Here is a 23,165-nt window from a genome sequence, read left to right as displayed (position 1 = left end):
AGGGCGGCGATTATTGGATAATGGGACTTCATTCAAATGGATGTCGCGATTGAGTTTATCGTTTCAATTTACCAGCGTATATGCGAGATTATCCCTTATGCAAGCCATTTCTGCCATTCAATTACTTGATTTGATTCAATCCAGACGGACTTGTTATCAATTTGCTTCTGCTGATACGGATCCAGTAGCAGAAGAGGCTTTGCTGTTGTGTTTGGAAGCAGCAATATGGGCTCCGAATCACAAGTTAACCCAACCTTGGCGTTTTTGGCAGTTGAAGGGACAAACACGAAACCATTTGGCAGAGATTTATGCGCATAACAGGGCGAAAAAAAAAGCGACGGATCACTGTGATTATGAGTGTATTTATCACAAAGCATTAGATAAGTTTGCGCGTATTCCGGAAATCATTCTGGTCGGACAGGTATTGGCTGAAGAGGCGACGACACGCAAGGAAGATTACGCCGCCTGTTGTTGTGCGATTCAGAATTTCCAACTCATGGCCTGGGGCCAGCAGATAGGGGTTCAATGGAGTACCGGGCCCATACTGCAAGATCCTCGAACCTATGAGTTATTAGCCATTGATTCTGCTGATATTGAGCTAATTGGGGCTTTGTATATTGGACGTCTTAAAGAGCCTTGTAATCCGGTGCCAGCACGACGAAAGCCAGTGGAAGCCGTTTTTGCCCAACTGGATTAAGTCTTAAAGGTTAAGGGCCTCTTCTTCGGCAATAATCATGTGGTGATCTGCGTTCAATGAACTTCGGATGCTCTTTTTAAAGAGCAATTTATTCTGCACTGGCTGAGGCAAGTCGGTAAAACGCAGCAGTTCCTTATCGATCATCACATCAATCAAATCTTCGATAACACGCACCATATCCAGATCCAGTTTATCCAGTACGGTTTTAATCAATTCTTCACTGTGCGGATTATTCTGCAAAAATTCCTTGAGTTGGGGGTCAAACAGACTGATCTCTTCCAGGTTCGGTCCAGGAGTAAAATCGATTTCACTGATTTCGCCAGCCTCATTGCGTCGAATAAAAATCATATTAGACCTCACATTCCAAAGTAATTAATCTTCTATTTCGGAAAGTACGTTCCCTAGAAGTTCCGTTAACCGGTCATTTTGAGAATAATCGACCGGACAATCAATAACGGTTACGGTATCGGCTTTGAGTGCTTTTTGCAATTCCGGAAGCAGTTGTTCAGCCGATTCAATACGAACCCCTTCGGCACCGAAAGATTTAGCATAAGCGACAAAATCAGGGTTTTTGAAGTCAATAAAGGCAGAGCGGCCAAAACGACGCTGCTGTTTCCATTCAATCAGCCCATATTGGCTGTCGTTCCAAATCAGAATCACAATCGGTGCTTTGATACGCAGAGCGGTTTCGATCTCTTGTGAATTCATCATAAAACCGGCATCTCCGGTAACGGCCACGACCGCTTTGTCAGGGTTGGCCAGCTTGGCGGCAATGGCCCCCGGAACGGCAATGCCCATACCGGCGAACCCATTGGAAATAATACAGGTATTAGGCAGGTCGCAACGGAACATGCGTGCCATCCACATTTTATGAGCGCCGACATCACAAATCGCAATATCGGGTTTCTTCATTGCAGTACGCAGATCCCAGATGATTTTTTGTGGAACCATCGGCCAGGCGTCACTGGTGGAACAGCGGTCCATCTCCTTAACCATGGCATCACGTAGTGGAAAGTCGAGCAAGCCATTATGTTTAGGTGGGGGGAGTAACTCACCCAGAGCGGCGAGATTGCGTCCAATATTGCCGATCAATTCGATCTGCGGAATATAACTGTGATCCACTTCCGCTTTTTTGGTATCGATATGAATGATCTTGTGATTGCGTTTCGGATTCCACAGATGGGGATGATATTCCACCATGTCAAAACCGACGCAAATCACGACATCGGCTTTTTCAAAGCCACCGTTTTCATAGTCCCCTTTTTGCAAACCGGCGGTACCCATGGCCATGCCGTTTTTAAAGAATGGAGTGACCCCCTTAGCCATAAACGTGTTGACCACCGGAATGGAGTGTTTTTCGATGAATTCCTGAAGGTCGGCACCGGCTCGAGCACGGACCGCTCCATTACCCACCAGAATCAACGGATATGTCGCTTCTTCAATTAATTTGGCCGCGTCCATAAGAAGATCACGGTCAGCCAAGGTTAGACGGTTGGCACTGGTTGGAAGAGGGGTTTCATCGGTTTCCATTTCACAGATGTTTTCCGGAAGATCAATGAAGGTCGCACCGGGTTTTTCCGCTTCGGCGAGTTTGAAGGCCTTGCGCACCACTTCGGGAATGGTTTCCGGTTCCAATACCTGAGTGGCGTATTTAGTGATCGGTTTAAACATGCTGACCAGATCAACGACCTGGTGTGATTCCTTATGCATACGGGTAGTGGCGGCCTGGCCGGCGATGGCCACCAGCGGAGCATTATCCATATTCGCATCGGCCACACCGGTTACTAGGTTAGTGGCCCCGGGTCCGAGGGTAGACAAACAAACCCCTGCGCGCCCCGTCAAACGGCCGTAAACATCAGCCATAAAAGCGGCGCCTTGCTCATGACGGGTGGTGATAAACTGAATATTGGAGTCGAGTAGGGCGTCCATAATATCCAGGTTCTCTTCACCGGGGATGCCGAAGATGTATTCCACGCCTTCGTTTTCCAGACATTGAACAAAGAGTTTTGCCGCTTTCATTTAACTTTCTCGCTTTATTTTGAAGCTTTTACGTATTTTTAGCCGTTATTTAGTATCAGAATAAAAATAACAGGCCTGCTTAGATTATGGAAACTTTTTTAATTAATTTTGGATGATTTAAGTAAATAAAAAAGGGACCGAAGTCCCTTTTAAATATTATTAAATCGAATGATGCTTTGAGTGGTATCGGTTATTTTTCGGTCAGTTGATTAACCAGTTTCCACATTCGATCTTTGCCTTGAGCCATTGGCACATCGGTCAGGTAACGGCCATTGACGATGACTGCCGGAACCCCTTCAATGCCGTACTCTTTGGTTTTTTTCATGGCATTGCGTACCAGCTGATCTACCTTAAAGCTGTTAAAGGTCGCCTTGAAATCATCCGCTTTGATGCCAAACTGGGTGAAGAATTCGGCAATCGCCTCCACGGTGAACAGAGGTTTTTTCTCTTCATGCAGAGCGGTGAAGAAAGGCATATGGGACTGTTTCACAACCCCGAGTTCCTGGGCGGTAAAAAACACCTTGGCCATAAAGATCCAGTTAGGATTATTTAGAACAGCAGGTACCTGTTCAAAATGCACATCTGCCGGTTTGGTTTTCAACCATTCATGAATGCTCGGTTCGAGATGAAAACAATGCGGACAACCGTAATAGAATACCTCGGTAACCTGCTTTTGATGCGGTGCGATTGATTGCGGATGCGGGATCTTTTTGTATTCAACCCCTTCGACAAAGCCAAACTCTTCTTGTGCCGTTGCCGTGCCGGTTAACAGCAGCGATAAAGCGGCACCTGCTAAATATTTGAACCAGGTTCTACGTTGCATAGTCGCCTCTTGTCTATCCTTTTATTGCTCTTTTCTTGTTCTTTTAAAACCCTGCAGGCCTGTTACAACTCACCGTAGGAGTGCAGTCCGGACAGGAACATATTGACCCCCAGGAAAGCAAAAGTGGTGACCAGCAAGCCGATTAATGCCCACCAGGCCATTGGCTTACCGCGCCAGCCTTTGCTCATGCGGATATGTAACCAAGCGGCATAGTTTAACCAGACGATCAGCGCCCAGGTCTCTTTCGGATCCCAAGACCAGTAGCCTCCCCAGGCTTCGGCCGCCCACATCGCACCCAATACGGTAGCAATGGTAAAGAAAGCAAAGCCCAGAGCAATGTTCTTGTACATCAAATCATCCATCAACTCCAGGGATGGCATGCGCTTGACAAAGCCGCTGTCCGGATTTTTTTCTGCCACTTTGGCGGTGATCAGGTAAGCCAGTCCGACCATGGCGGCAATTGAGAAAGTTCCATAGCCGATAAAGTTGGCCGGTACGTGAATTTTCATCCACCAGCTTTTCAGTGCTGGAACCAACGGTTGAATCACATGCGCTTCTCGATCAAAAGTGTACCAGAGGATAAATCCGACCGCGGCGCTGATCACCAGCATGACAAAACCACCCAGGGTTTTGGTTTTGTACTTTTGCTCATAATAGAGGTAAATCAGCGCCGTCAGTACCACAAACAGAATGAACACTTCATACAGACTGCTCACCGGGATGTGGCCGTAATCGACATTGATCAGATAGGATTCACGCCAGCGCACCATCATGCCGACCAGACCGAATACCGCTGCCGACCACACCATGGCGGTGGCCACTTTTCCGGTAAATTCCGACTTTTGATAAAGCGCAAGGAAGTAGGTGATCATCGCCAAAATAAAGAGGGCGTTCATCCACATAATGGCCGACTGGCTGGAGATTAGGTATTTCAGGAAAAAGGCCTGTTCATTGGCGCTGAAAGCGTTACCGTGACTGGCATAAGTATAGATGGCCAGCACACTGAGCAGGGTTACTACAACGGTCGCCGGCTGAAAACTTGGCCAGAAACGCCCCAGCCAGATCAGGCCTATGGCAGAACCGGCTAAAATGGCGTCTTCATAGACATCCATATTGGCGCCATATTCGTTCCAGGCAAGCAAACTGCCGATGATGACAAACAGCGCCCAACCAAGATCGCGTAAAGTGAATTTACCTCTGCGCTGATTGGCAGCAGAGTGTTGAGGTGTCATAGTTTCTGTTTGCATAATAATGACCTTCAAGCTATGGGTTTTGAATCGGCTGGCGGATCTGCTCCACCATGGCCGCAAATTCTTTTTCAGTTTCCGGAAGCGGTTTATTGTCCTTTCCGGCAACGGTTATTTCTGAAGAAGGCGATTCGGATTCGTCTTTTTCAGAGGATTTTTGAATGTGTACCCAGATGCGTTTCTGGCGTACATAAAACATGAAGAATACCCCGATTATAAGCATTGCACTTCCGAAATAAACCACATCTTTACCGGGTGATTTGGTGATCTGCAAACCGGTGGATTGAATCTGTTTGAACGATTCCAATTCGAAATACATCGGTGGACCGTAATGAGACAAGCCGTTATAGGCGTTTAAAGCATCCTCGAACCACGTTTTGTCGAAATCGGTAATGTCTTGATCGTCAGTAATCGGGCGACCTTCTTGTTTGAGTACATCCATGTACAAGCTCTGCAGGGCAAAGCTGGTTTGACTGAAGTAGTAATCCGATACTTTTTCACGTTCCGCTTCCGGGACGTTTTTGTTGACGAACTCGCTGATGCCTTCAAACCCTTTAGCGCGGAACAGGGTTAAAAGTTGCTGCATCAGCTTAATTTGCAGTTCATAGGTGTTGTCCGCAATGTCTTCGGTTTTCGGGAAGGATTGGCGGAACACCTTATTTGCTTCCACCGGGTTATTGATTAAAGCAAGCAATTTGAAGAAACGCGCTTTTTTGCGGTTGGCATCCGCCGGAATAAACAGATAACGGAACGGCTCTGCATTTGAAGTGCGCACGCCAGTCATAAAGAACCAGCGGCCTTCCTGCAGGCTTGGCTGCATGTAGTTGTCATATTCCCACGCTTTACCCTGTTCATTACGTACCTTAAAGATCATAGAAGGGCCGTTGTTGTGGAACTTCTTGCCAGTCTCTGCGCGCTCTTCTTCTGTTGTTGGGACCATATTGAAGAGACGGAAATCATTGAGTTCCACACGGAATTTACCGACGGGGGTTTTCAAAGGTTCCACTTTGTTGACCGCGGTTTCCAGCGACAGCGGATTTTCAAATGGCGACAGCAGCGGGTGAACTTTCAGTTTAAGCAGTGAGCCGCCATCGCCGAAAGAGGACTGGTAGATCGCGTAATTTTTGTAATAGAGTGGGTGGTTGACCGCGATGGTTTTCACGATCGGTTCATCCAGTTCCGGCGAGGTTAGAATCAAATCACTCTCGTAGGATTTAGGCATCCCGGTATCGTAGTATTCGATACGGAAATCTTTGACCTCGATGGTAAACGGCAGTTTCTGTACCAGATAACCGTTTTCATAGGGTAGGAACAGCACATCGCTTTTCTGACCTTCCGGGACGTTGACGGTGCCACGGAAAGAGAGGTTTTCCGGTCCCATCCAGGCGGTTTGTGGAATCTCTTTCAGAGAAACCGAACGGGTTTCCGGAACCAGATCACCGGTTAATTCACGGTATTTCAACAACAGATTACTGTCGAGCAGCCCCCCGATACAGATCACAATGATGGAAACATGGGTAAAAAAGTAACCCAGTCGGTTCCAGCGGCCTTTTAAACCGGCAACGGTGACCGAACCGTCCTCTTTTTGATGGACCTTGGTTTTATAGCCATTAGCAGTCAACACCGCTTGTGCATGCGCTATTTCCGCTTCAGGGGGATTATCTGTTTGGAATGATTGCTGATTCGGTTGGTGCTTTAGGGCGTTCAGTGACAATTTTTCACTGAACTGTTTCATGTCTTTTAAAAAGCCTGGGGTATTGCGGGTGACACAGACACTGGTTGACAACAGCAAAAACAGCAGGACCAGAACAAACCAAGCCGCACCGTATACATGAAACAGTCCCAGAGCGTTAAAGACATCCGACCAGAAAGGTCCGAATTTAATGATGTAATCCTGAGTGGTTTGGTTCTGCTGCAATACAGTACCAATCACCGAGGCGATGGAAAGCATCACTAACAAGGTGACGGCCAGATTCATCGAGCCCAAAAAATCGAGCAGCACTTTACGATTATGGCGAGGTAAAACAGCGTTGTTTTTTGTCATTTCTGTCTGTTTCATGGTGTTTTGTATAACAGGTAAATCCCTTGTTTTTAGAGGGGTTTAACCCTTTTAAAGCAAACTGGCCTGCTAATATCCAAATTAAAAAATAGTGTAGAGTATATACTTATGCAAACCATTGATAAAGTATTAAAACCGAGCGTTTTACCCGGATTTATAGCGTAATTTTACGAATCTTTTACGAATAAAACTTTAAGCAGGCCTGTTGAAAAATCCTCTCATTCTTTTTTCATTCTTTTTTGAAAATTGGATTTTGCTTTTCATATCAGGTTGATACGGTAACCCCCTCGGTTGAGGAATTCTTTTATGCAACACCCTTTGTATCAAAAAGCGCACTATTTGATGAGTGTGCCTACTTTGGCTTTATGCCCGGAAGACAGCGGTTATGAAGTGGCTTTTGCCGGACGTTCCAACGCGGGAAAGTCGAGTGCTTTAAATGTCATTACTTCACAGAAATCGTTGGCCAGAACCAGTAAAACCCCGGGTCGCACCCAGATGATCAACTTTTTTGAATGTGACGATGAACACCGTCTGGTGGATCTTCCCGGTTACGGTTTTGCTAAGGTCAACGTCAAAATCAAACGCGCCTGGGAAGCGGGTTTAAGCGAGTATATTGAGAAACGCCAGTGTTTACGCGGAGTGATTCTGCTGATGGATTGCCGTATGCCGCCGACGGAAATCGATCTGGTGATGCTTGATTGGACTTTGGATCTGCAGTTGCCGGTGCACGTTCTGCTGACCAAATCCGACAAATTGAAAAAAGGCCCGGCCAAGGCCAGTCTTTTGAAATTGAAAAAACTGCTCAAAGAGCAGTACCCGCACGCCAGCGCCCAATTGTTTTCATCATTGAAGCGCGACGGTTTGATTGAAGTGTGGAACAAGCTCGACGAGTGGATGGAGTACGAGCGTCCGCTGAAGAAAGATCAAAAACCGCAAGCCGATGAGAATTAAATTGGATTAAAAAATCAAAATTAAAACTGAGCAGGCCTGTTTGATTCCATTATTTTATCTTGCAGTTGGGTAATGGCTTCCGGTTACTATTTTTGCTTGCCCAAAAATAGTAACCACAAAAAAGCACTCCATTCCATACATTGGCAAATTCTAAACTTGTTCACTTAAAACGCCGAACTCGCTTTGCTCAAACAGCAGCGTTTTTTTACCGTTCTCTTCGTTAACAACTTTGCCCAATTTATTTCAAAGGAGAAGGGGGCCCGAACCATCATGCATAAATCTGATTTCATTAGTTAAAATTAAATCAATCATAAAACGTGTTCATAAAGAACGATAGAAAACCGACCAGGCCTGGTCGGTTTGTTAACGACGTTTCGATTAAAAACGGTAGCCGGCTTTAATCGAATAGGTACCCAGTTCACCGATTTGGTTATAGCCGACCAGGACATCCATCACCAGTAGGTTGATATTCATCCCCGCAGCAAAGCGCACCAGATCGCGTTCTTCGGTTTTTAACGAGACAGCAGGCTGAAGGTTGTCGACTTTGGGATCCACTTTGGCCAGTGTCCAGCCGATGCCGGCGTAAGGGGTCAGGTTGGCAAACCCTTTGGAAACCGCTAAATCGATGCCATAGGCGGTATAGCTCAGTGCTTCGATCCCCGATGCCTGGGTGAAATGGCCGCTTAAAGAGACCGCTGGATTAGCGGTGCCACCCTCAACCAGCGCATAGCGCACTTCACCGGTCCAGCTTGATGCCTGGCTGTCCGATAACATCTGATAGTGCAAGCCCACGTCCCAGCCGCCAGGCAGACCTTTTTGTGCATGGACGCCGATCATCGGCAGCATATCGCGATCGCGTTCACTCTGATTGGACAATTTGTAGTTGGTTTCGGCAAAATTCAGTGAAGCACCGACATCAAAACCGCTTAACCCCAAGGATTCCGCTGGTTGCAGGGGTTTATAGCCGAAGACATTGGCGATACTATCGGCAAAGTGTTTAAAATCGGCACGAGAATCAAAATTAAGCGTCTCAATATCATTGCCGGCTTGCGCGGTTTGCGCAGCAAAACAGAGGGCGGCAAACGTCATCGCCAGTTTGTTGGCTGACGTTTGAGTTGAAGGCCAAATAGTCAAAAATGTCATGGTAATTCCGTAAAGTGTTTAATTTTAAAAAATGAGGGATTAATGGGCTTCATCCCAGTTCTGGCCTTCACCGACATCGACGATTAACGGTACCTTGAGTTCCATCGCCGATTCCATCAGGCGTTTAATCTCCGCTTTGGCGTTTTCCAAGTCGTTTTCGGCGACTTCAAACACCAGTTCATCGTGTACCTGCATCAGCATTTTCAGATCCAGAGGAGCGTCTTTTAACCAGGTATCAATGCGGATCATGGCGGTTTTTATGATGTCGGCGGCGGTGCCTTGCATCGGTGCGTTAATCGCGGTGCGTTCCGCATACTGACGCAGCTGGCCGTTGCGTGCATGAATGTCCGGCAGATAAAGGCGGCGGCCTTTCAGGGTTTCCACATAACCGTTGGCTTTAGCGTTCTCTTTGGTGGTTTCCATATAGGTCCGTACCCCCGGGTAGCGGGCAAAGTAGAGGTCAATATACTCTTGAGCCAGACCTCGAGAGACATTGAGCTGTTTGGCTAGCCCAAACGCGGACATGCCATAAATCAGGCCGAAATTGACCGCTTTGGCGCTGCGGCGCTGTTCAGAGGTGACGGCATCCAGAGGGACGCCGAAGATTTCCGCTGCGGTGGCTTTGTGAATGTCCTTGCCGTGGGCAAACGCATCCAGTAAGCCGGCGTCGCCGGAAAGGTGCGCCATGATACGCAATTCGATCTGCGAGTAGTCGGCCGCAATTAATTTATAGCCGGGACGGGCGATAAATGCCTGACGGATACGCCGGCCTTCCGGCGTGCGCACCGGGATGTTCTGCAGGTTCGGTTCGGTAGAGGACAAACGTCCGGTAGAGGCCACCGCCTGCTGGTAAGAGGTATGCACGCGGCCGCTATCCGGGTCAATCTGCTTGGGCAGCGAGTCGGTATAGGTCGATTTGAGTTTGGCCAGACTGCGGTATTCCAGAATCAGAGTCGGCAACTCATGACCCTGTTCGGCCAATTCCACCAGCACCGGTTCCGCGGTAGAAGGCTGACCTTTCGGGGTTTTTTTGATAATCGGCAGCTCCAGATTTTCAAACAGAATCACTTGAAGCTGCTTGGACGAATTAAGGTTGAACACTTCACCCGCAATCAGATGCGCTTTTTGTTCCAGGGAACTCAATTTTTCACTGATCTCTTCGCTCTGTTGAGCGAGCATCCCGGTATCCAGCAACACCCCATTGCGTTCCATGCGTGCCAGAACCGGCATCAGCGGCATCTCAATATCAGTAAATACCTTTTCCAGAGTCGGTTCGGCCTGCAACTGCGGCCAGAGGGTTTCATGCAGCTGCAGGGTAATGTCGGCGTCTTCCGCGGCATAAGGGGCGGCGGTGTCGATATCGATTTGATTAAAAGTCAGCTGTTTTTTGCCTTTGCCGGCAATCTCTTCAAAATGGATGGTACGGTGATTGAGGTATTTGAGCGCCAGATCATCCATATTGTGGCGGGTGGCGACACTGTTTAACGTATAGGATTCAAGCATAGTGTCAAAACGCATCCCTTGCATATTGATGCTGTGGTTTTGCAGCACATGCCAGTCGTATTTGAGGTTTTGACCGCATTTGGCGACACTTGCGTCTTCCAGCAGTGGTTTGAGGGTGTTGAGCACCGTGTCCCGATCCAACTGTTGCGGTGCGCCCTCATAATCATGTGCCAGCGGAATGTAACAGGCGTGTCGTGTCGTTCCATCTTTCACCGCAAGACACACGCCCACTACCTGGGCCTGTTGGGTATTTAACGAGGTGGTTTCGGTATCAATCGCAAACAGTTCTGCGTTTTTTAGACGCTCCAGCCAAGCATCGAACTGTGCTTGTGTGAAGACGGTTTCATAAGGTTCGCTGGCATCAAGCGCCGCTTTGGAGCGCAAGGTTGGGGAGGCCTGTTCAGTTTGAGAACCGGTTTTGGCAGCGGCGCTTTTCTTGGTCAGGGTTTGGCTGTGCGCTTTGGCGCCATTGGATTTGGAAAACGGGGCTTCTCCCGCCATCACCTGATTAAGCCAGGTGCGGAACTCATATTCCTGGAACAGGTCTTGCAGTTTTTGCAGATCCGCCGGTTGGCGATTGATGTCGCTGAGATGAACCGGCAGATCGCAATCGGTTTTAATGGTGGTCAACTCGCGTGACAGTTTAAGCTGATCCAGATGGTTGCGCAGATTTTCGCCGATTTTGCCGCCGATGCTGTCCGCGTTTTCAATTAAGCGGTCGATATTGTCGTGGGCAACCAGCCATTTAACCGCCGTTTTGGGACCGCATTTGGGAATGCCGGGAATGTTGTCGGCGCTGTCGCCCACCAGGGCCAGATAATCGATGATCTGGTCGGGACGTACACCGAATTTTTCTTTAACGCTTTCAGGAGTCGACAGGCTGTCGTTCATGGTGTTGATCAAAGTAACATGCTCGTTGACCAGTTGCGCCATGTCCTTATCTCCGGTGGAGATCAGGGTATCGTGCTGAGTTTCGGTGGCTTGACGCGCGAGAGTGCCGATGACGTCATCCGCTTCGACGCCTTCAATCACAAACAGAGGCAGGCCGAGCGCCTTGACGATCTCGTGCAGCGGTTCAATCTGGCTGCTGAGTTCTTCCGGCATCGGCGGGCGGTGCGCTTTGTATTCTTTATACATCTCATGACGGAAGGTTTTGCCCTTGGCGTCGAAAATTACCGCCATTTTTTCCGGCTGATACTGTTCGATCAGTTTGCCAAGCATATTGACCACGCCAAAAATCGCACCGGTTGCTTGCCCTTTGGAATTGGTTAAGGGTGGCATGGCATGGAATGCACGGAACAGATAGGAGGAGCCGTCAACGAGGATAAAAGGGCTGTCTGGGTTCACGTTTAGCGGTGGGGTCGATTGGGTCATTGGACTGCCTGTTGGTTGGGTTGTACCGGAACCATGTGAGATAAAACGAAAATAAGTGGATAAATTTATCTCTTTTTTATTTGGTTCCTGACTCGTACAAAGCTCTCATGGTAAAATTCGTGCAATTATTTTAACGTATCTTAACCCAGATCGAGAGTCTGGCGTCTATCTGCCTAATTTATCCGCCAAGGTCGGATTTTTGACTCTCTTAATAGAGACTGATTTTATGTCTGTTTATACCGTCGTTGAAGAACCGCAGTTAGTGGCATTTTTACAAGATTATCAGGTGGGCACGCTGGAATCGTTTGAAGGAATCAGTGCCGGCATTGAAAACACCAATTATTTTGTAAACACCTCTTTAAACGGTCAACCCCAGCGATTTGTTCTGACGATTTTCGAGCACCACACCTTTGAAGAGCTGCCGTATTTTCTCGATATTATGGCGTTTATGGCCGAACACCAGATTCCGACGGCGCATCCGGTAGCGACTATTTCTAACGGTTATTTGAAAGAGTTGTGCGGAAAGCCGGCCGCGCTGGTTGAGTGCCTCAGTGGCAGTGGAGTAGAGAACCCTTCGGTCACGCAATGTGGCGTGATGGGGCAGCAGTTAGCGCGCTTTCATCAGGCTGGTGCAGATTTTGAATCTCATCGCGACAATGACCGCGGCTTGGACTGGATGCAGGCTACGTACAACTTAATTAAAGGGCATCTGGACGCAGATGAATGTGCTTTGATTGAACAGGAACTGGAATACCAGTCTCAAATTGACTGGTCGGCGTTGCCGCAAGGGGTGATTCATGCGGATTTGTTCTGCGACAATGCTCTGTTTGACGGCGATAAGTTATCGGGAATCATCGATTTGTATTACGCCTGTAATTCGGTCTTGCTTTACGACCTGGCCGTGATGGTCAACGACTGGTGTCGCATTCACAGCGACAACCCGCAAGAGATTGAGTTTGATGGAGCTCGAATTGACGCGATGGTGTCGGCTTATCAGCAGCAGCGCCCTTTGAGTGATGCTGAACAGCAAGTTTGGCCGGCGGCATTGCGATTGGCGGCATTACGTTTCTTCCTCTCCCGTCTTAAAGACAAGCATCTGCCTCGTGAAGGCGAAATGACGCAAATTAAAGACCCTGATGTCTTTAAGCGCATCCTCTCTATTCACCGTCAAGCGGATTAAGCAAGCAGGCCTGCTGAAAATGAAAGATGCACTCCAGCAAGCGGTGGAACTTTTACAAGCCGGTGAGGTCATCGCTTATCCCACTGAAGCGGTGTATGGTTTGGGGTGTGATCCGTTTAATGAAACGGCTGTTTATAAAGTGTTTCACGTGAAACAGCGCCCGCTGGAAAAGGGGGTGATTTTAGTGGCGGCGACTGTCGAGCAGATTGAATTTTATGTGCAGCTTAAAGGCACGCCGTGGGAAGAGAAGGTGCTTAACACTTGGCCTGGGCCTTATACCTGGGTACTGCCACTGAAACATGCCATGCCGGAGTGGATTACCGGTGGCCGCGATACGGTTGCGATTCGCGTTTCCGCCCATCCAACTGTCCAAGCGCTATGTCGTGCTTATGGCGGGCCGATTGTCTCCACCAGTGCCAATCGCAGCGGGCAGCCCCCTGCCAAATCGTGTGCAGAAATCCAGAAGGTGTTTGCGGATAAAGTGTTTTGTGTTGATGGCGAACTCGGTCAATTGGATAAACCGACGCAAATTTGGGATGCAGTCAGCGAACGTCAATTGCGCTAGTATTATTCCGCTTTGTCTTTCCAAATTTATTTATTGTTTAGTGCGTAAAGCCGCTTTATAAAGGGGTTCGACGCGTTGGGCGTATTTTTTCAGATCCTTAATGCGCGTATCATGTGCCGGGTGGGTGCTGAGAATTTCCGGTGTGCCGCCATTGCCCATCTTACTCATTTTGTCCCACACTCGAACCGCGGCATAAGGGTCATAACCGGCACGCGCCGCCAATTCTACCCCCATGCGATCGGCTTCGGTTTCGTGGGTGCGGCTGTTAGGCAGCGTCAGGGTCACATTGATTGCCAAGGCGGTCAGATCCAGTGCCGGGCCTTGGATGCCGGTAAAAATCTGCAAGGCGCTCAGCCCAACTTGAGTCAGTTGCGCTTCCGAGGCGCGTTCGCGCCCATGTTCCCGCAATGCGTGCGCCATTTCATGTCCCATAATGGCGGCGATTTCATCATCGGTGAGTTTGAGTTTATGGATGATGCCGGTGTAAAACGCGATTTTTCCGCCTGGCATACACCAGGCATTGAGCTGATCGGACTTAATCAAGTTCACCTGCCAGTTCCAACGCGGGGCATCCTTGCGAAACACCACCGTTTGTGGAATTAACCTATTGGCGATAATTCGAATGCGTTGCAGGGATTTGGGATCGGTGTTCAGGGTCTTTTTTTCCTGGGCCTCTTTCAAAATGGCATCATAGGCCTGATTCGCCCCTTGATTGATTTGTTGTTCTGAAACCAGCATGAATTGCTGCCGTTCAATGCCAACTGCGCCTTGTTGCGTGGTTTGTGTGGTAGCACAGGCACTCAAGAGCAATAGAGCAAAACCGGATAGGAAGGTTCTGAGCATTTTCATAATCAATCGGTTTAGTTCGCTAAGTTATTCTGTTGTCGTACCAAAGACTTTTTTAAGCAGTTCAGTCGTCTGTTTTAGCGGGTCTTGGCGAATTTTCTTCTCTTCTTCGGCCAGATAGTAAAACAGGCCGTCCATGCCTTTTTGGCTGACATGTTCGGTGAGATTGGCTTTGATGTCAGGTACAAAAGGCAAGGATTTGTAGTTTTCAATGACTCGATCATAGGCTTGTACCGCGCCAACTTGGTTGAGCGTATTCTGGATGATCGGACGCATTTTTTCTTTGAGATCATCAGAGGTTTTTTCCTGCAGATAGCGGGTGGCCGAATCCTGTGGGCCATTATAAATGGTTCTGACATCTTCAAATGTCATGTTGTTAATCGCATTGAGAAACAGCGTTTTGGCTTCGGGCGCGGCGGCTTCCGCAGCGCGGTTGAGTTTGAGTTCAAGATCTTCGGTCAAAGAGCCCATTCCGGCTTTGCTCAACCAGGAGTGTACCGTTTGCAGGCTGTCCGGCAAAGGAATGTGAATGTTAGGATCGGCATTAAAGGCGTCTTTAAGGCTGAGTTTTTTCACCACTTCTTCCGAGCCGAGACTCAAGGCTTCTTTGAAGGCCTGATTAAGGTCGGTATTCGAAAGGGAAGGCGTTGTGGTCGATTCGGCTTGGTGGGTGTCAGCAGAGTCGGTTTTAGAGCCGGTAATGAGTTCTAAGCCTTGTTCCCACCAGCTGCTTTGAGCGGGAACGCTATAGATGAACAGACCGCTGATCATCAATAAAGGAATTACTTTAGGACAACGCATGACGAGGGCACCTTAATTAGGAGATGATTAAAATTTTACCTTAGAGAGTTGTTAATAGAGTGGTTTTTTATCAGGCCTGTTCGGTTTTCATAACGGTTAATTTAAGGTGATTTCAGATTGGTCTGTTGCTTAATTGGGCGTTTTTTAGGCTTTTCGGGTTAGAATAAGCACTTAAATTTTAACGAACGGGAAGATCATGTCAGACACACAAGTGAATATTGAAGCGGTGAAAACCTATCTACTGGGGTTGCAGGACGATATTTGTGCGCAGCTGTCAGAAGAGGATGGTTCAGCGGATTTTATTATTGATGAATGGCAGCGTGAAGGCGACCCGGGGGTGATGGGACTGACCGGTGGCGGTCGTACCCGGGTAATGGAAGGGGGTGACGTCATTGAAAAGGGTGGGGTGAACTTTTCTCACGTACGCGGTGAAAAACTGCCGGCGTCGGCCACCGCGCACCGCCCGGAATTGGCGGGGCGTTCCTTTCAGGCATTGGGCGTTTCTTTAGTGATTCATCCGCGTAATCCATATGTACCGACCTCACATGCTAACGTCCGTCTGTTTGTTGCCGAAAAAGAGGGGGAAGAACCGGTCTGGTGGTTTGGCGGCGGCTTCGATTTGACTCCTTACTATCCGTTTGATGAAGATGTGATTCACTGGCATCAACAATCCAAAAATGCGTGCGATCCGTTTGGAGAGGAGATCTATCCGAAATATAAAAAATGGTGTGACGAGTATTTTTATTTGAAGCATCGTGATGAAACCCGTGGGGTGGGTGGCTTGTTCTATGATGATCTCAACAGCGACACCTTTGGCTGGGATTTTGATACCTGCTTCGCCTTTATGCGTTCGGTCGGCGATCACTACATTAAAGCGTATCGTCCGATTGTGGCTAAGCGTAAAAACAACGACTATGGCGAGCGTCAGCGCGATTTTCAATTGTATCGCCGGGGGCGTTATGCAGAATTCAACTTGGCGTTTGACCGCGGCACCATTTTTGGATTGCAGACCGGGGGGCGAACCGAATCCATTTTGATGTCGATGCCGCCGATTGCGACCTGGAAATACGCCTATCAGCCGGAACCGGGCAGTGAAGAAGCCAAGTTGTATGATTACTTAAGCCCTAGAGAGTGGCTCTAAGGCAGCTTGGTTATGGAAGCCATAGAAAAATTACGCGTCGATAAATGGTTGTGGGCGGCGCGCTTTTTTAAAACCCGTGGCGTCGCGTTGGATGCGATTAAAGGCGGCAAAATTGAACTCAACGGGCATCGCCCTAAACCGAGCAAAACGCTGAGCATCGGCGATAAGCTGAAAATTACCCAACCGCATCGCCAAGTGGAGGTGACGGTTTTGGAATTAAGTGACCGGCGGGGATCCGCCGAGCAGGCGCAAACGCTTTATCAAATGGACAGTGAAGTCCTTAATCAGCGCAAGCCGAGTGCGGATATGGCGTTGGTGGGTTACCGTGAAAAAGGGGCGGGAAGACCGACTAAACGCGATCGTCGCAAAATTGACAAATTAGGGTTCAATAATTAACATTCCGCAACTCTAATAAGTATTTTTTATTAAGGAGAAGAGTTGTGAAAAAAATCGCAATGACGGCCGCGATTGTTTCTTCGTTGGCAATGGCGAATTCGGCGCAAGCCAATTCGGTTGAAGGGCTCGGCGTTAGTGCCAACTATGGCTTGTTTTCTGGTCCAACCTTGGAATTAACGTATCCGATTAATGATGTCCTGCAAGTGCGCGGCGCTTTGTCATCGGGCATGAATTTAAGTGAAACCACCAGCGATACCGACATCGACTATGACGTCGAAGCGGATGGTGGGATTAACCGTTTGGCGTTGGATTACCACCCTTTTGGCGGTACCTTCTTTTTGTCAGCCGGTTATGCGGTCAATAACTTTAAGCTAACCGCCAATGGAACTTCCGCAACTGGACAAACCGTAGAAATTGGTGATACGACTTATGACGTGACCGGTGACGTGGCTTTAGTGGGTAAGTTGGATTGGGAAAGTGGCGCTACCTTGAGCATGGGGTGGGGACACTCTCCGGCTCAGGGATGGGGCGCGATGGTGGAAATCGGCGCCATTTTTACCGGTGCTCCGGATGTTAACCTGAATGGTACTGGTACCGTATCGGATGGTACCACCACCTATGACGTTTCTTCTGAATTGGAAGAGGATATTAAAGCTGAAGAAGATAAAATTGAAAATGATGTAGGGGACTACAATTTCCTGCCGATTTTACAAGCGGGTGTGACTTACCGTTTCTAATATCGAATTCATTTTCGTTTGTTGCAAAAACCCTCTGTGTTACGACAGGGGGTTTTTTGTTTATGGCCATTAAAAATGTGTAAACTTACTGATGCTAGACAATAATAAAAGGGTTGAAGCAGGTATGGCCGATTGGATGGTGCTTTACGATGCGGCTAAGGCAGAACAGTTTGAAAACGAAGTCAAACCGCTGTTACAAGATCGGCCGTGCCGTTTTGAGGCCTATGATCGTAATGATAGGCCCTCGTTTGAAGCGGATTCCCGAGTGATTACCTGGTTGGACGATGAGTCGCTTTACGATTTACTGCCTTATGCTTCTAAGCAGGCCTGGTCTGTTGGTTTGCTGCCTCATCCCGGTCTGATTCGTGGCATGAGAAGTTTTTTTGTTGCTAAAAAAATCGAAGAAGCGATTGAGGCGATTTTCTCATCGGAAGTCCCCACTTTGGCTGACTTGATGTACTGTAATGACCGTTTGGTCCTGGGATCGGTGATGCTGGGCAATCCGGTGACAATGAAACCCGCTGCGCAGGTGGATGCGGGCTTTTGGAGCAAGCTTAAGCATCTGATGGTCATGACCTCTAATTTGAGCAAGACCTGTCTGTTACCTTATAAACTGACCACCGCCAAAGAGACGACAGTCAGTACGGCTGCATTGGGTATTACCGTGGTTTACCGTCCTAGCGGGAGTGATTTTACTAAAAGGGTTGTTGGCGAGGTTTTAGAGGATGAATCCACTTTAAACGCAGTGATTTTGGCACCGCGCAGCATTTCAGAAGTAATGCACTTTATTTTGACGCGTGTTTTGCCGAAAAAGGTTGAGGTAAAGGCGCTTAATGATTATTTAGGACATATCAAAAGTGAATATCTGCTGATCAGTGGTAGCCAGCAATTGGATTACAGTATCGATGGGGAGATGATGCAAGCAGACAGGCTTTCCATTCGAGTGGATGAGAATGCCCTCCAAATCTGGAATCCTTTGATGCCACAGAAAGGGATTGAAAAAGAACATAAAGAGTCTGTTCGCGTCAGTGGCTTGCCGAAAGGGGGCGCGGTGAATGAGTTGATTAATCGCCCTCTTCCATGGATTCATCACGCGGATCAGGAGGAGGTTAAAGAGACCTTCGTCACTCTAAAAGAGAATGCACAAGCCTCGGAGTCCTATTTGGTTCTGATGGTTCTGGCAACTCTATTGGCAACAGTGGGTTTGTTTGCAAACTCTGCCCCGGTGATTATCGGAGCAATGATTCTAGCCCCTCTGATGGCCCCGATTATTTCTTTATCCATGGGGGTGTTACGCCAAAATGGCGATCTCATTCAGGCAAGCGGACGCACCCTGGTTACCGGTATTGGCTTGGCGTTGTTGTTTGGTACTTTACTCACTTGGATTACGCCCTTGCATACTCTAAACCATGAAATCAGTGCGCGATTGAGTCCCACCCTATTGGACCTTGGGGTGGCGATTATTTCCGGTATTGCGGGTGCTTACGCCAATGCGCGCTCTGAAGTGGCCAAGAGTTTGGCCGGGGTGGCGATTGCCGTTGCTCTGGTGCCGCCTCTGGCGGTTTCCGGGATTGGCATCGGCTGGTTTGATTGGACCGTGTTTTCCGGCGCGTTTTTATTGTTTTTAACCAACTTGGTGGGGATTGTGTTGGCGGCGGCGGCGACGTTTTTGGTGATGGGTTTCAGTCCATTTCACTTGGCTAAAAAAGGCCTGTTGCTTTCGTCAGCGTTTGTGGCGGTGGTGAGCGTCCCTTTATTGTTCGCTTTTACCAGTATGGTTAAAGAACAAAAAGCGATCTATGCGCTTGAAGGTTGGGAGTATCAGGGGATTGAGGTACGCGAGGTCAAAATCCGCAGTGGTAAGCCGATGCAAGTATCTGTTAAGTTGATCACTCAGCGTCCATTAAAAACGGAGCAGATTGATGCAATTAAACAGAAAATGGAGATGCGATTGGGTGAACCGATACGCTTAGAAGCCAGTACGGCGATTTTAAGAGAGTAAATTAAGAGATAAAAAAACCCGCTAAATGCGGGTTTTTTTTACCAAAAGCCTTTAGTCAAGGCGGTAGCGATTAGCCTTGAGCAGCCAATGCGGCACGTTTTTTAGCAATCAGGTTTTGGATGATTGGCGTCATCATCAAATCCATCGCCTGTACCATGTGCTCGCCGCCGCAAACCAGTGTTTCTGCATTTTGCAGGAAAGCACCTGGGATTTGTGCCTTGATCGCTTCCAGGTCGATGTCTTGGTGACGAACGTGGCAGATGATCAATGAATCTTCTGGCGCAGGTCCCATCGGTGCGTCTGGAGACATGGTAGAGAATGGATCAGACGTATCAATCAACGGAACGCGGTGGAAGTTGATGTGCGTACGGTGGAACTGAGGAACGATGGTTTCAATGTAGTCCGGCATACGCTCAAGAATGACATCACGAACCTGCTGTACAGAATATGGACGCTCAGAGGTATCACGGTAGATTTTTTGCATCCATTCAATATTGATAGATGGCGCAACACCGATACCTAGGTCAACGTATTGGGCCACATCGTGCATGCCTTCTTCTGGACCGTGGTCTTTACGCTTAACCATGCCGTGCAGACCTTCATAGAATAGAACATCTGTTCCTTCTGGAATCGGTTCCCAAGGCGTGAATTCGCCGGAAGAGAAATTCGTTCCCAGGCGTGCGTTGTGTTCTGCCGCTTCTTCGTCGCTGTGAATGTAGTAACGACGCTTACCAGTACCTTTTTCTTTGTACTCTTTGAAAAGCGCTTCCAACTCATCAAATAGGTTAGCGTGCTCAGAGAAGTGAGTCAGCACAGGACCACCATTGGCTTTAGACTCAGCCACTTTCTCTTTCATTTCTGCACGGTTGTACTTGTGGTAGCTGTCACCTTCGATTACCGCAACATTCAGGTTTTCACGATCAAAGATTTTTTCAACGGCACGTTTCACAAACGAAGTACCGGCACCAGAGGAACCTGTTACGGTTACAATTGGGTGTTCTACTGACATAACACAGTCTCCTAATTTAAAGAAATGGCCGACGTTGGCCATTTTAAAGTTTCAAATTTGTAGTAGCTTTAGACTAATAGCTGCGTATTAGAAACTAAAAGTCCTTGTTTTTCAAAATTAAATTTGTATGACGTTTCATATGAATAGGGTTTTAAACGTCCAAATTTTCAACCTGCAAGGCATTGGCTTCGATGAAATCTCGACGCGGTTCTACTTCATCACCCATCAAAGTGGTAAAGACTTGATCCGCTTCAATCGCATCTTTGATCGTAACTTGCAACAGACGACGTACTTCCGGATTCATCGTGGTTTCCCACAGTTGTTCCGGGTTCATTTCCCCAAGACCTTTATAGCGCTGGATATTTTGACCGCGCTTGGCTTCATTGAATAGCCAATCAATGGCTTCATTAAAGGTTTGCACCGGTTGGGTTTTTTCACCGCGCTGAATGTAGGCGGTGTCGTCCAGCAGGCCTTGCAGCGATTGTCCCAACTCTACAATCTGTTGATACTCTTTACAGGCAAAGAATTCCGCATCGTAGTTGTGTGAACTCAGGGTACCGTGCTCACGCTGCTGCAAGCGAATCTGGAACTGGGCATCGGCTTCCATATCACTGGAAGGTTCAACCGTCAGTTGATAGTCGATCTTGTCGCGTTCACCCAGTGCTTGAAGGTGAGGCATGACCGCTTTCACCCAAGCCGTGATTGCGTCGTAATTGTTGAGCATGGCCAGATCGACTTTCGGTTGATCGATCATCAGTTCCATAAAGGTTTTGTTGTAACGGCGCGCCATGCGATTGATCACGTGCTGCGTTTTAAAGAACTGCTTGGCAAGGGTTTCCAGTGCCATGCCACTGATGCTCGGCCCGGATTTGGAAACCCAAAGGGAGGCACCGTCAATCGCGGTTTGCAACAGGTAGCTTTCCAGTTCGACATCGTCTTTCAGATAGGCTTCCTGCTTACCTTTTTTGACTTTGTATAAAGGCGGTTGCGCAATGTAGATATAACCATTTTCGACCAACTCCGGGTATTGGCGGTAGAAGAAGGTTAATAGCAGGGTTCGGATATGCGAACCATCGACATCGGCATCCGTCATAATGATAATACGGTGATAGCGCAGCTTTTCGATATTGTATTCTTCGGCACCAATCCCACAGCCTAGCGCGGTGATTAAGGTTCCTACCTCGGCGGAGGCGAGCATTTTGTCAAAACGCGCTTTTTCTACGTTGAGGATTTTACCTTTCAACGGCAAAATCGCTTGCGTCCGGCGATCACGTCCCTGTTTGGCGGAACCGCCAGCGGAGTCCCCCTCCACCAGGTAGAGTTCAGACAAGGCCGGATCTTTTTCCTGACAGTCCGCCAATTTTCCAGGCAGGCCTGCAATGTCCAAGGCGCCTTTTCGACGGGTCATTTCACGGGCTTTACGTGCGGCTTCACGGGCACGAGCGGCATCCACGATCTTGGCGAATACTGCTTGAGCGTCTTTCGGGTTCTCCAGCAGGTATTCGGCGAATTTTTCATTCATCGCGGTTTCCACCGCGCTCTTCACTTCCGAGGAGACCAGCTTATCTTTGGTCTGTGAGGAGAATTTCGGATCCGGTACCTTAACCGAAATGACCGCAGCCAGCCCTTCACGAGCGTCGTCGCCGGAGACATTGATTTTGTATTTTTTGTTCAGCCCTTCCGATTCGGCATAGCTGTTCATGGTACGCGTCAACGCGGCACGGAAACCGGAAAGGTGGGTTCCACCGTCGCGCTGCGGAATGTTGTTGGTGAAACAGAAGATCGATTCCTGATAGGCATCGGACCATTGCATCGCCACTTCCACTGTGATGTCGTCCTTCACCGTGCTGAAATAGAATGTTTTTTCGTTAATCGGCGATTTATTGGTGTTGATGTAGTCCACAAACGCTTTAATACCGCCGTCAAACTGGAAAATTTCATGACGGTCATCCCGTTTGTCCAATAGTTCAATGTGAACGCCTGAGTTCAGGAATGAAAGCTCACGCAAGCGTTTCAAAAGATAGTCAAAGCTGAATTCCGTTTGACTGAAGGTTTCTTTGCTGGGTAGAAAACGGATTTCGGTTCCGGTTTCATCGGTATCGCCTACCGCTTCCAGAGGCGCGTCGGGGACACCGTGACGATAAGTCTGTTTCCAGATTTTGCCTTCGCGTTTGATTGTGAGGTGCAACTCTTCGGAAAGGGCGTTCACCACGGACACCCCGACCCCGTGTAAGCCACCGGAAACCTTGTAGGAGTTATCGTCAAACTTACCACCGGCATGCAGTACCGTCATAATGACTTCGGCGGCAGAGACTCCTTCTTCAGGGTGGATGCCGACTGGAATCCCTCGGCCGTTATCACTGACGGAAACCGATCCGTCGGTGTGGATGGTGACAATGACTTTGTCACAGTGGCCAGCGAGTGCTTCATCGATACCGTTATCGACTACTTCAAATACCATGTGGTGTAAACCGGTGCCGTCATCGGTGTCCCCGATATACATTCCAGGGCGTTTACGAACGGCGTCCAACCCCTTTAATACCTTAATCGAGGAGGAGTCGTATTGCGTTTCTTCAGTCATAGATTCCAGCGTCTTTATCGTGTTGTTTTGAATACGGAAATATTCATAAAATTTTACCATAAATTGTACGTAAATGCATGCTCAGTGATCC

General features: G+C 48.3%; 19 protein-coding genes. 8 read left to right on the top strand and 11 right to left on the bottom strand.

Annotated features, from left to right (window positions below; all coding sequences use genetic code 11):
* Positions 1-97 precede the first annotated feature (97 nt).
* Positions 98-697, top strand: a complete 600-nt coding sequence (locus tag QCB44_RS08610) for a nitroreductase (protein ID WP_279409457.1) — start codon at positions 98-100, stop codon at positions 695-697.
* 3 nt (positions 698-700) lie between these two features.
* On the opposite strand, the gene QCB44_RS08605 is transcribed toward QCB44_RS08610, so the two are convergent.
* The 5 genes from QCB44_RS08605 to QCB44_RS08585 all read right to left on the bottom strand — a co-directional run bounded on the left by QCB44_RS08605 (position 701) and on the right by QCB44_RS08585 (position 6,830).
* Entirely contained in the window at positions 701-1,045 is a 345-nt protein-coding gene (locus tag QCB44_RS08605; RefSeq protein WP_279409456.1) for a hypothetical protein, read from the bottom strand.
* Positions 1,046-1,069: 24 nt separating this feature from the next.
* On the bottom strand, positions 1,070-2,716 hold the full coding sequence (locus QCB44_RS08600; protein WP_279409455.1) for an acetolactate synthase large subunit: 1,647 nt from the start codon (positions 2,714-2,716) through the stop codon (positions 1,070-1,072).
* Positions 2,717-2,906: 190 nt separating this feature from the next.
* Positions 2,907-3,539 carry a thiol:disulfide interchange protein DsbA/DsbL gene (locus QCB44_RS08595; RefSeq protein WP_279409454.1) on the bottom strand — a complete coding sequence of 211 codons (633 nt, stop codon included), beginning with the start codon at positions 3,537-3,539 and terminating at the stop codon, positions 2,907-2,909.
* A gap of 62 nt (positions 3,540-3,601) precedes the next feature.
* Positions 3,602-4,786 (bottom strand): c-type cytochrome biogenesis protein CcsB, encoded by a 1,185-nt coding sequence (ccsB, locus tag QCB44_RS08590; protein ID WP_279409452.1) that lies wholly within the window; start codon positions 4,784-4,786, stop codon positions 3,602-3,604.
* 16 nt (positions 4,787-4,802) lie between these two features.
* Positions 4,803-6,830, bottom strand: coding sequence for a cytochrome c biogenesis protein ResB (locus QCB44_RS08585; RefSeq protein WP_279409451.1), 2,028 nt, complete (start codon positions 6,828-6,830; stop codon positions 4,803-4,805).
* Between the two features lie 321 nt (positions 6,831-7,151).
* On the opposite strand from QCB44_RS08585, the gene yihA reads away from it, so the two are divergent.
* Positions 7,152-7,796, top strand: coding sequence for a ribosome biogenesis GTP-binding protein YihA/YsxC (yihA, locus tag QCB44_RS08580; RefSeq protein WP_279409449.1), 645 nt, complete (start codon positions 7,152-7,154; stop codon positions 7,794-7,796).
* A gap of 378 nt (positions 7,797-8,174) precedes the next feature.
* Here the strand turns inward: yihA and QCB44_RS08575 are convergent, their stop codons facing one another.
* Positions 8,175-8,939 (bottom strand): hypothetical protein, encoded by a 765-nt coding sequence (locus QCB44_RS08575; protein WP_279409448.1) that lies wholly within the window; start codon positions 8,937-8,939, stop codon positions 8,175-8,177.
* Between the two features lie 39 nt (positions 8,940-8,978).
* Positions 8,979-11,816 carry a DNA polymerase I gene (gene polA / locus QCB44_RS08570; RefSeq protein ID WP_279409447.1) on the bottom strand — a complete coding sequence of 946 codons (2,838 nt, stop codon included), beginning with the start codon at positions 11,814-11,816 and terminating at the stop codon, positions 8,979-8,981.
* 226 nt (positions 11,817-12,042) lie between these two features.
* On the opposite strand from polA, the gene QCB44_RS08565 reads away from it, so the two are divergent.
* Both QCB44_RS08565 and QCB44_RS08560 read left to right on the top strand, forming a co-directional pair.
* Positions 12,043-12,996: a homoserine kinase gene (locus QCB44_RS08565; RefSeq protein ID WP_279409445.1), complete on the top strand. Its 954-nt coding sequence runs from the start codon at positions 12,043-12,045 to the stop codon at positions 12,994-12,996.
* Positions 12,953-13,561: an L-threonylcarbamoyladenylate synthase gene (locus tag QCB44_RS08560; RefSeq protein WP_279409444.1), complete on the top strand. Its 609-nt coding sequence runs from the start codon at positions 12,953-12,955 to the stop codon at positions 13,559-13,561. The genes QCB44_RS08565 and QCB44_RS08560 overlap by 44 nt, the downstream gene beginning before the upstream one ends.
* Before the next feature lie 30 nt (positions 13,562-13,591).
* On the opposite strand, the gene QCB44_RS08555 is transcribed toward QCB44_RS08560, so the two are convergent.
* Positions 13,592-14,410: a M48 family metallopeptidase gene (locus QCB44_RS08555; RefSeq protein WP_279409443.1), complete on the bottom strand. Its 819-nt coding sequence runs from the start codon at positions 14,408-14,410 to the stop codon at positions 13,592-13,594.
* Positions 14,411-14,434: 24 nt separating this feature from the next.
* Positions 14,435-15,208 (bottom strand): DUF4197 domain-containing protein, encoded by a 774-nt coding sequence (locus QCB44_RS08550; protein WP_279409441.1) that lies wholly within the window; start codon positions 15,206-15,208, stop codon positions 14,435-14,437.
* Between the two features lie 196 nt (positions 15,209-15,404).
* On the opposite strand from QCB44_RS08550, the gene hemF reads away from it, so the two are divergent.
* From hemF to QCB44_RS08530, 4 genes are all read left to right on the top strand, one after another.
* Positions 15,405-16,349, top strand: a complete 945-nt coding sequence (gene hemF / locus QCB44_RS08545) for an oxygen-dependent coproporphyrinogen oxidase (protein WP_279409440.1) — start codon at positions 15,405-15,407, stop codon at positions 16,347-16,349.
* A gap of 12 nt (positions 16,350-16,361) precedes the next feature.
* The gene (locus tag QCB44_RS08540) at positions 16,362-16,745 is read left to right on the top strand and encodes an RNA-binding S4 domain-containing protein (RefSeq protein ID WP_279409439.1); all 384 of its coding nucleotides are present in this window, start codon (positions 16,362-16,364) and stop codon (positions 16,743-16,745) included.
* 44 nt (positions 16,746-16,789) lie between these two features.
* Positions 16,790-17,482, top strand: a complete 693-nt coding sequence (locus QCB44_RS08535; RefSeq protein ID WP_279409438.1) for a hypothetical protein — start codon at positions 16,790-16,792, stop codon at positions 17,480-17,482.
* A 91-nt stretch (positions 17,483-17,573) separates the two neighbouring features.
* Positions 17,574-19,484: a TIGR00341 family protein gene (locus tag QCB44_RS08530; RefSeq protein WP_279409436.1), complete on the top strand. Its 1,911-nt coding sequence runs from the start codon at positions 17,574-17,576 to the stop codon at positions 19,482-19,484.
* A gap of 70 nt (positions 19,485-19,554) precedes the next feature.
* On the opposite strand, the gene QCB44_RS08525 is transcribed toward QCB44_RS08530, so the two are convergent.
* Entirely contained in the window at positions 19,555-20,493 is a 939-nt protein-coding gene (locus QCB44_RS08525; RefSeq protein WP_279409435.1) for a phosphoribulokinase, read from the bottom strand.
* A gap of 151 nt (positions 20,494-20,644) precedes the next feature.
* The gene (gene gyrB, locus QCB44_RS08520; protein WP_279409434.1) at positions 20,645-23,074 is read right to left on the bottom strand and encodes a DNA topoisomerase (ATP-hydrolyzing) subunit B; all 2,430 of its coding nucleotides are present in this window, start codon (positions 23,072-23,074) and stop codon (positions 20,645-20,647) included.
* Positions 23,075-23,165 lie beyond the last annotated feature (91 nt).

This window comes from Thiomicrorhabdus sp. zzn3 (assembly GCF_029767755.1).
Taxonomy (GTDB): Bacteria; Pseudomonadota; Gammaproteobacteria; order Thiomicrospirales; family Thiomicrospiraceae; genus Thiomicrorhabdus.
The sequence above is the reverse complement of the archived record's forward strand: the minus strand, read 5'-3'. Positions and strand labels throughout refer to the sequence as shown.

What these genes read in the sequence shown, in the direction of transcription:
- yihA (WP_279409449.1), top strand. Translation starts at nt 7,152, where the DNA reads ATGCAACACCCTTTGTATCAAAAAGCGCACTATTTGATGAGTGTGCCT.
- QCB44_RS08560 (WP_279409444.1), top strand. Translation starts at nt 12,953, where the DNA reads ATGTCTTTAAGCGCATCCTCTCTATTCACCGTCAAGCGGATTAAGCAA.
- QCB44_RS08585 (WP_279409451.1), bottom strand. Translation starts at nt 6,830, where the DNA reads ATGACAAAAAACAACGCTGTTTTACCTCGCCATAATCGTAAAGTGCTG.
- QCB44_RS08530 (WP_279409436.1), top strand. Translation starts at nt 17,574, where the DNA reads ATGCTAGACAATAATAAAAGGGTTGAAGCAGGTATGGCCGATTGGATG.
- QCB44_RS08595 (WP_279409454.1), bottom strand. Translation starts at nt 3,539, where the DNA reads ATGCAACGTAGAACCTGGTTCAAATATTTAGCAGGTGCCGCTTTATCG.
- hemF (WP_279409440.1), top strand. Translation starts at nt 15,405, where the DNA reads ATGTCAGACACACAAGTGAATATTGAAGCGGTGAAAACCTATCTACTG.
- polA (WP_279409447.1), bottom strand. Translation starts at nt 11,816, where the DNA reads ATGACCCAATCGACCCCACCGCTAAACGTGAACCCAGACAGCCCTTTT.
- QCB44_RS08540 (WP_279409439.1), top strand. Translation starts at nt 16,362, where the DNA reads ATGGAAGCCATAGAAAAATTACGCGTCGATAAATGGTTGTGGGCGGCG.
- gyrB (WP_279409434.1), bottom strand. Translation starts at nt 23,074, where the DNA reads ATGACTGAAGAAACGCAATACGACTCCTCCTCGATTAAGGTATTAAAG.
- QCB44_RS08605 (WP_279409456.1), bottom strand. Translation starts at nt 1,045, where the DNA reads ATGATTTTTATTCGACGCAATGAGGCTGGCGAAATCAGTGAAATCGAT.
- QCB44_RS08525 (WP_279409435.1), bottom strand. Translation starts at nt 20,493, where the DNA reads ATGTCAGTAGAACACCCAATTGTAACCGTAACAGGTTCCTCTGGTGCC.
- ccsB (WP_279409452.1), bottom strand. Translation starts at nt 4,786, where the DNA reads ATGCAAACAGAAACTATGACACCTCAACACTCTGCTGCCAATCAGCGC.
- QCB44_RS08600 (WP_279409455.1), bottom strand. Translation starts at nt 2,716, where the DNA reads ATGAAAGCGGCAAAACTCTTTGTTCAATGTCTGGAAAACGAAGGCGTG.
- QCB44_RS08550 (WP_279409441.1), bottom strand. Translation starts at nt 15,208, where the DNA reads ATGCGTTGTCCTAAAGTAATTCCTTTATTGATGATCAGCGGTCTGTTC.
- QCB44_RS08575 (WP_279409448.1), bottom strand. Translation starts at nt 8,939, where the DNA reads ATGACATTTTTGACTATTTGGCCTTCAACTCAAACGTCAGCCAACAAA.
- QCB44_RS08555 (WP_279409443.1), bottom strand. Translation starts at nt 14,410, where the DNA reads ATGAAAATGCTCAGAACCTTCCTATCCGGTTTTGCTCTATTGCTCTTG.
- QCB44_RS08565 (WP_279409445.1), top strand. Translation starts at nt 12,043, where the DNA reads ATGTCTGTTTATACCGTCGTTGAAGAACCGCAGTTAGTGGCATTTTTA.
- QCB44_RS08610 (WP_279409457.1), top strand. Translation starts at nt 98, where the DNA reads ATGCAAGCCATTTCTGCCATTCAATTACTTGATTTGATTCAATCCAGA.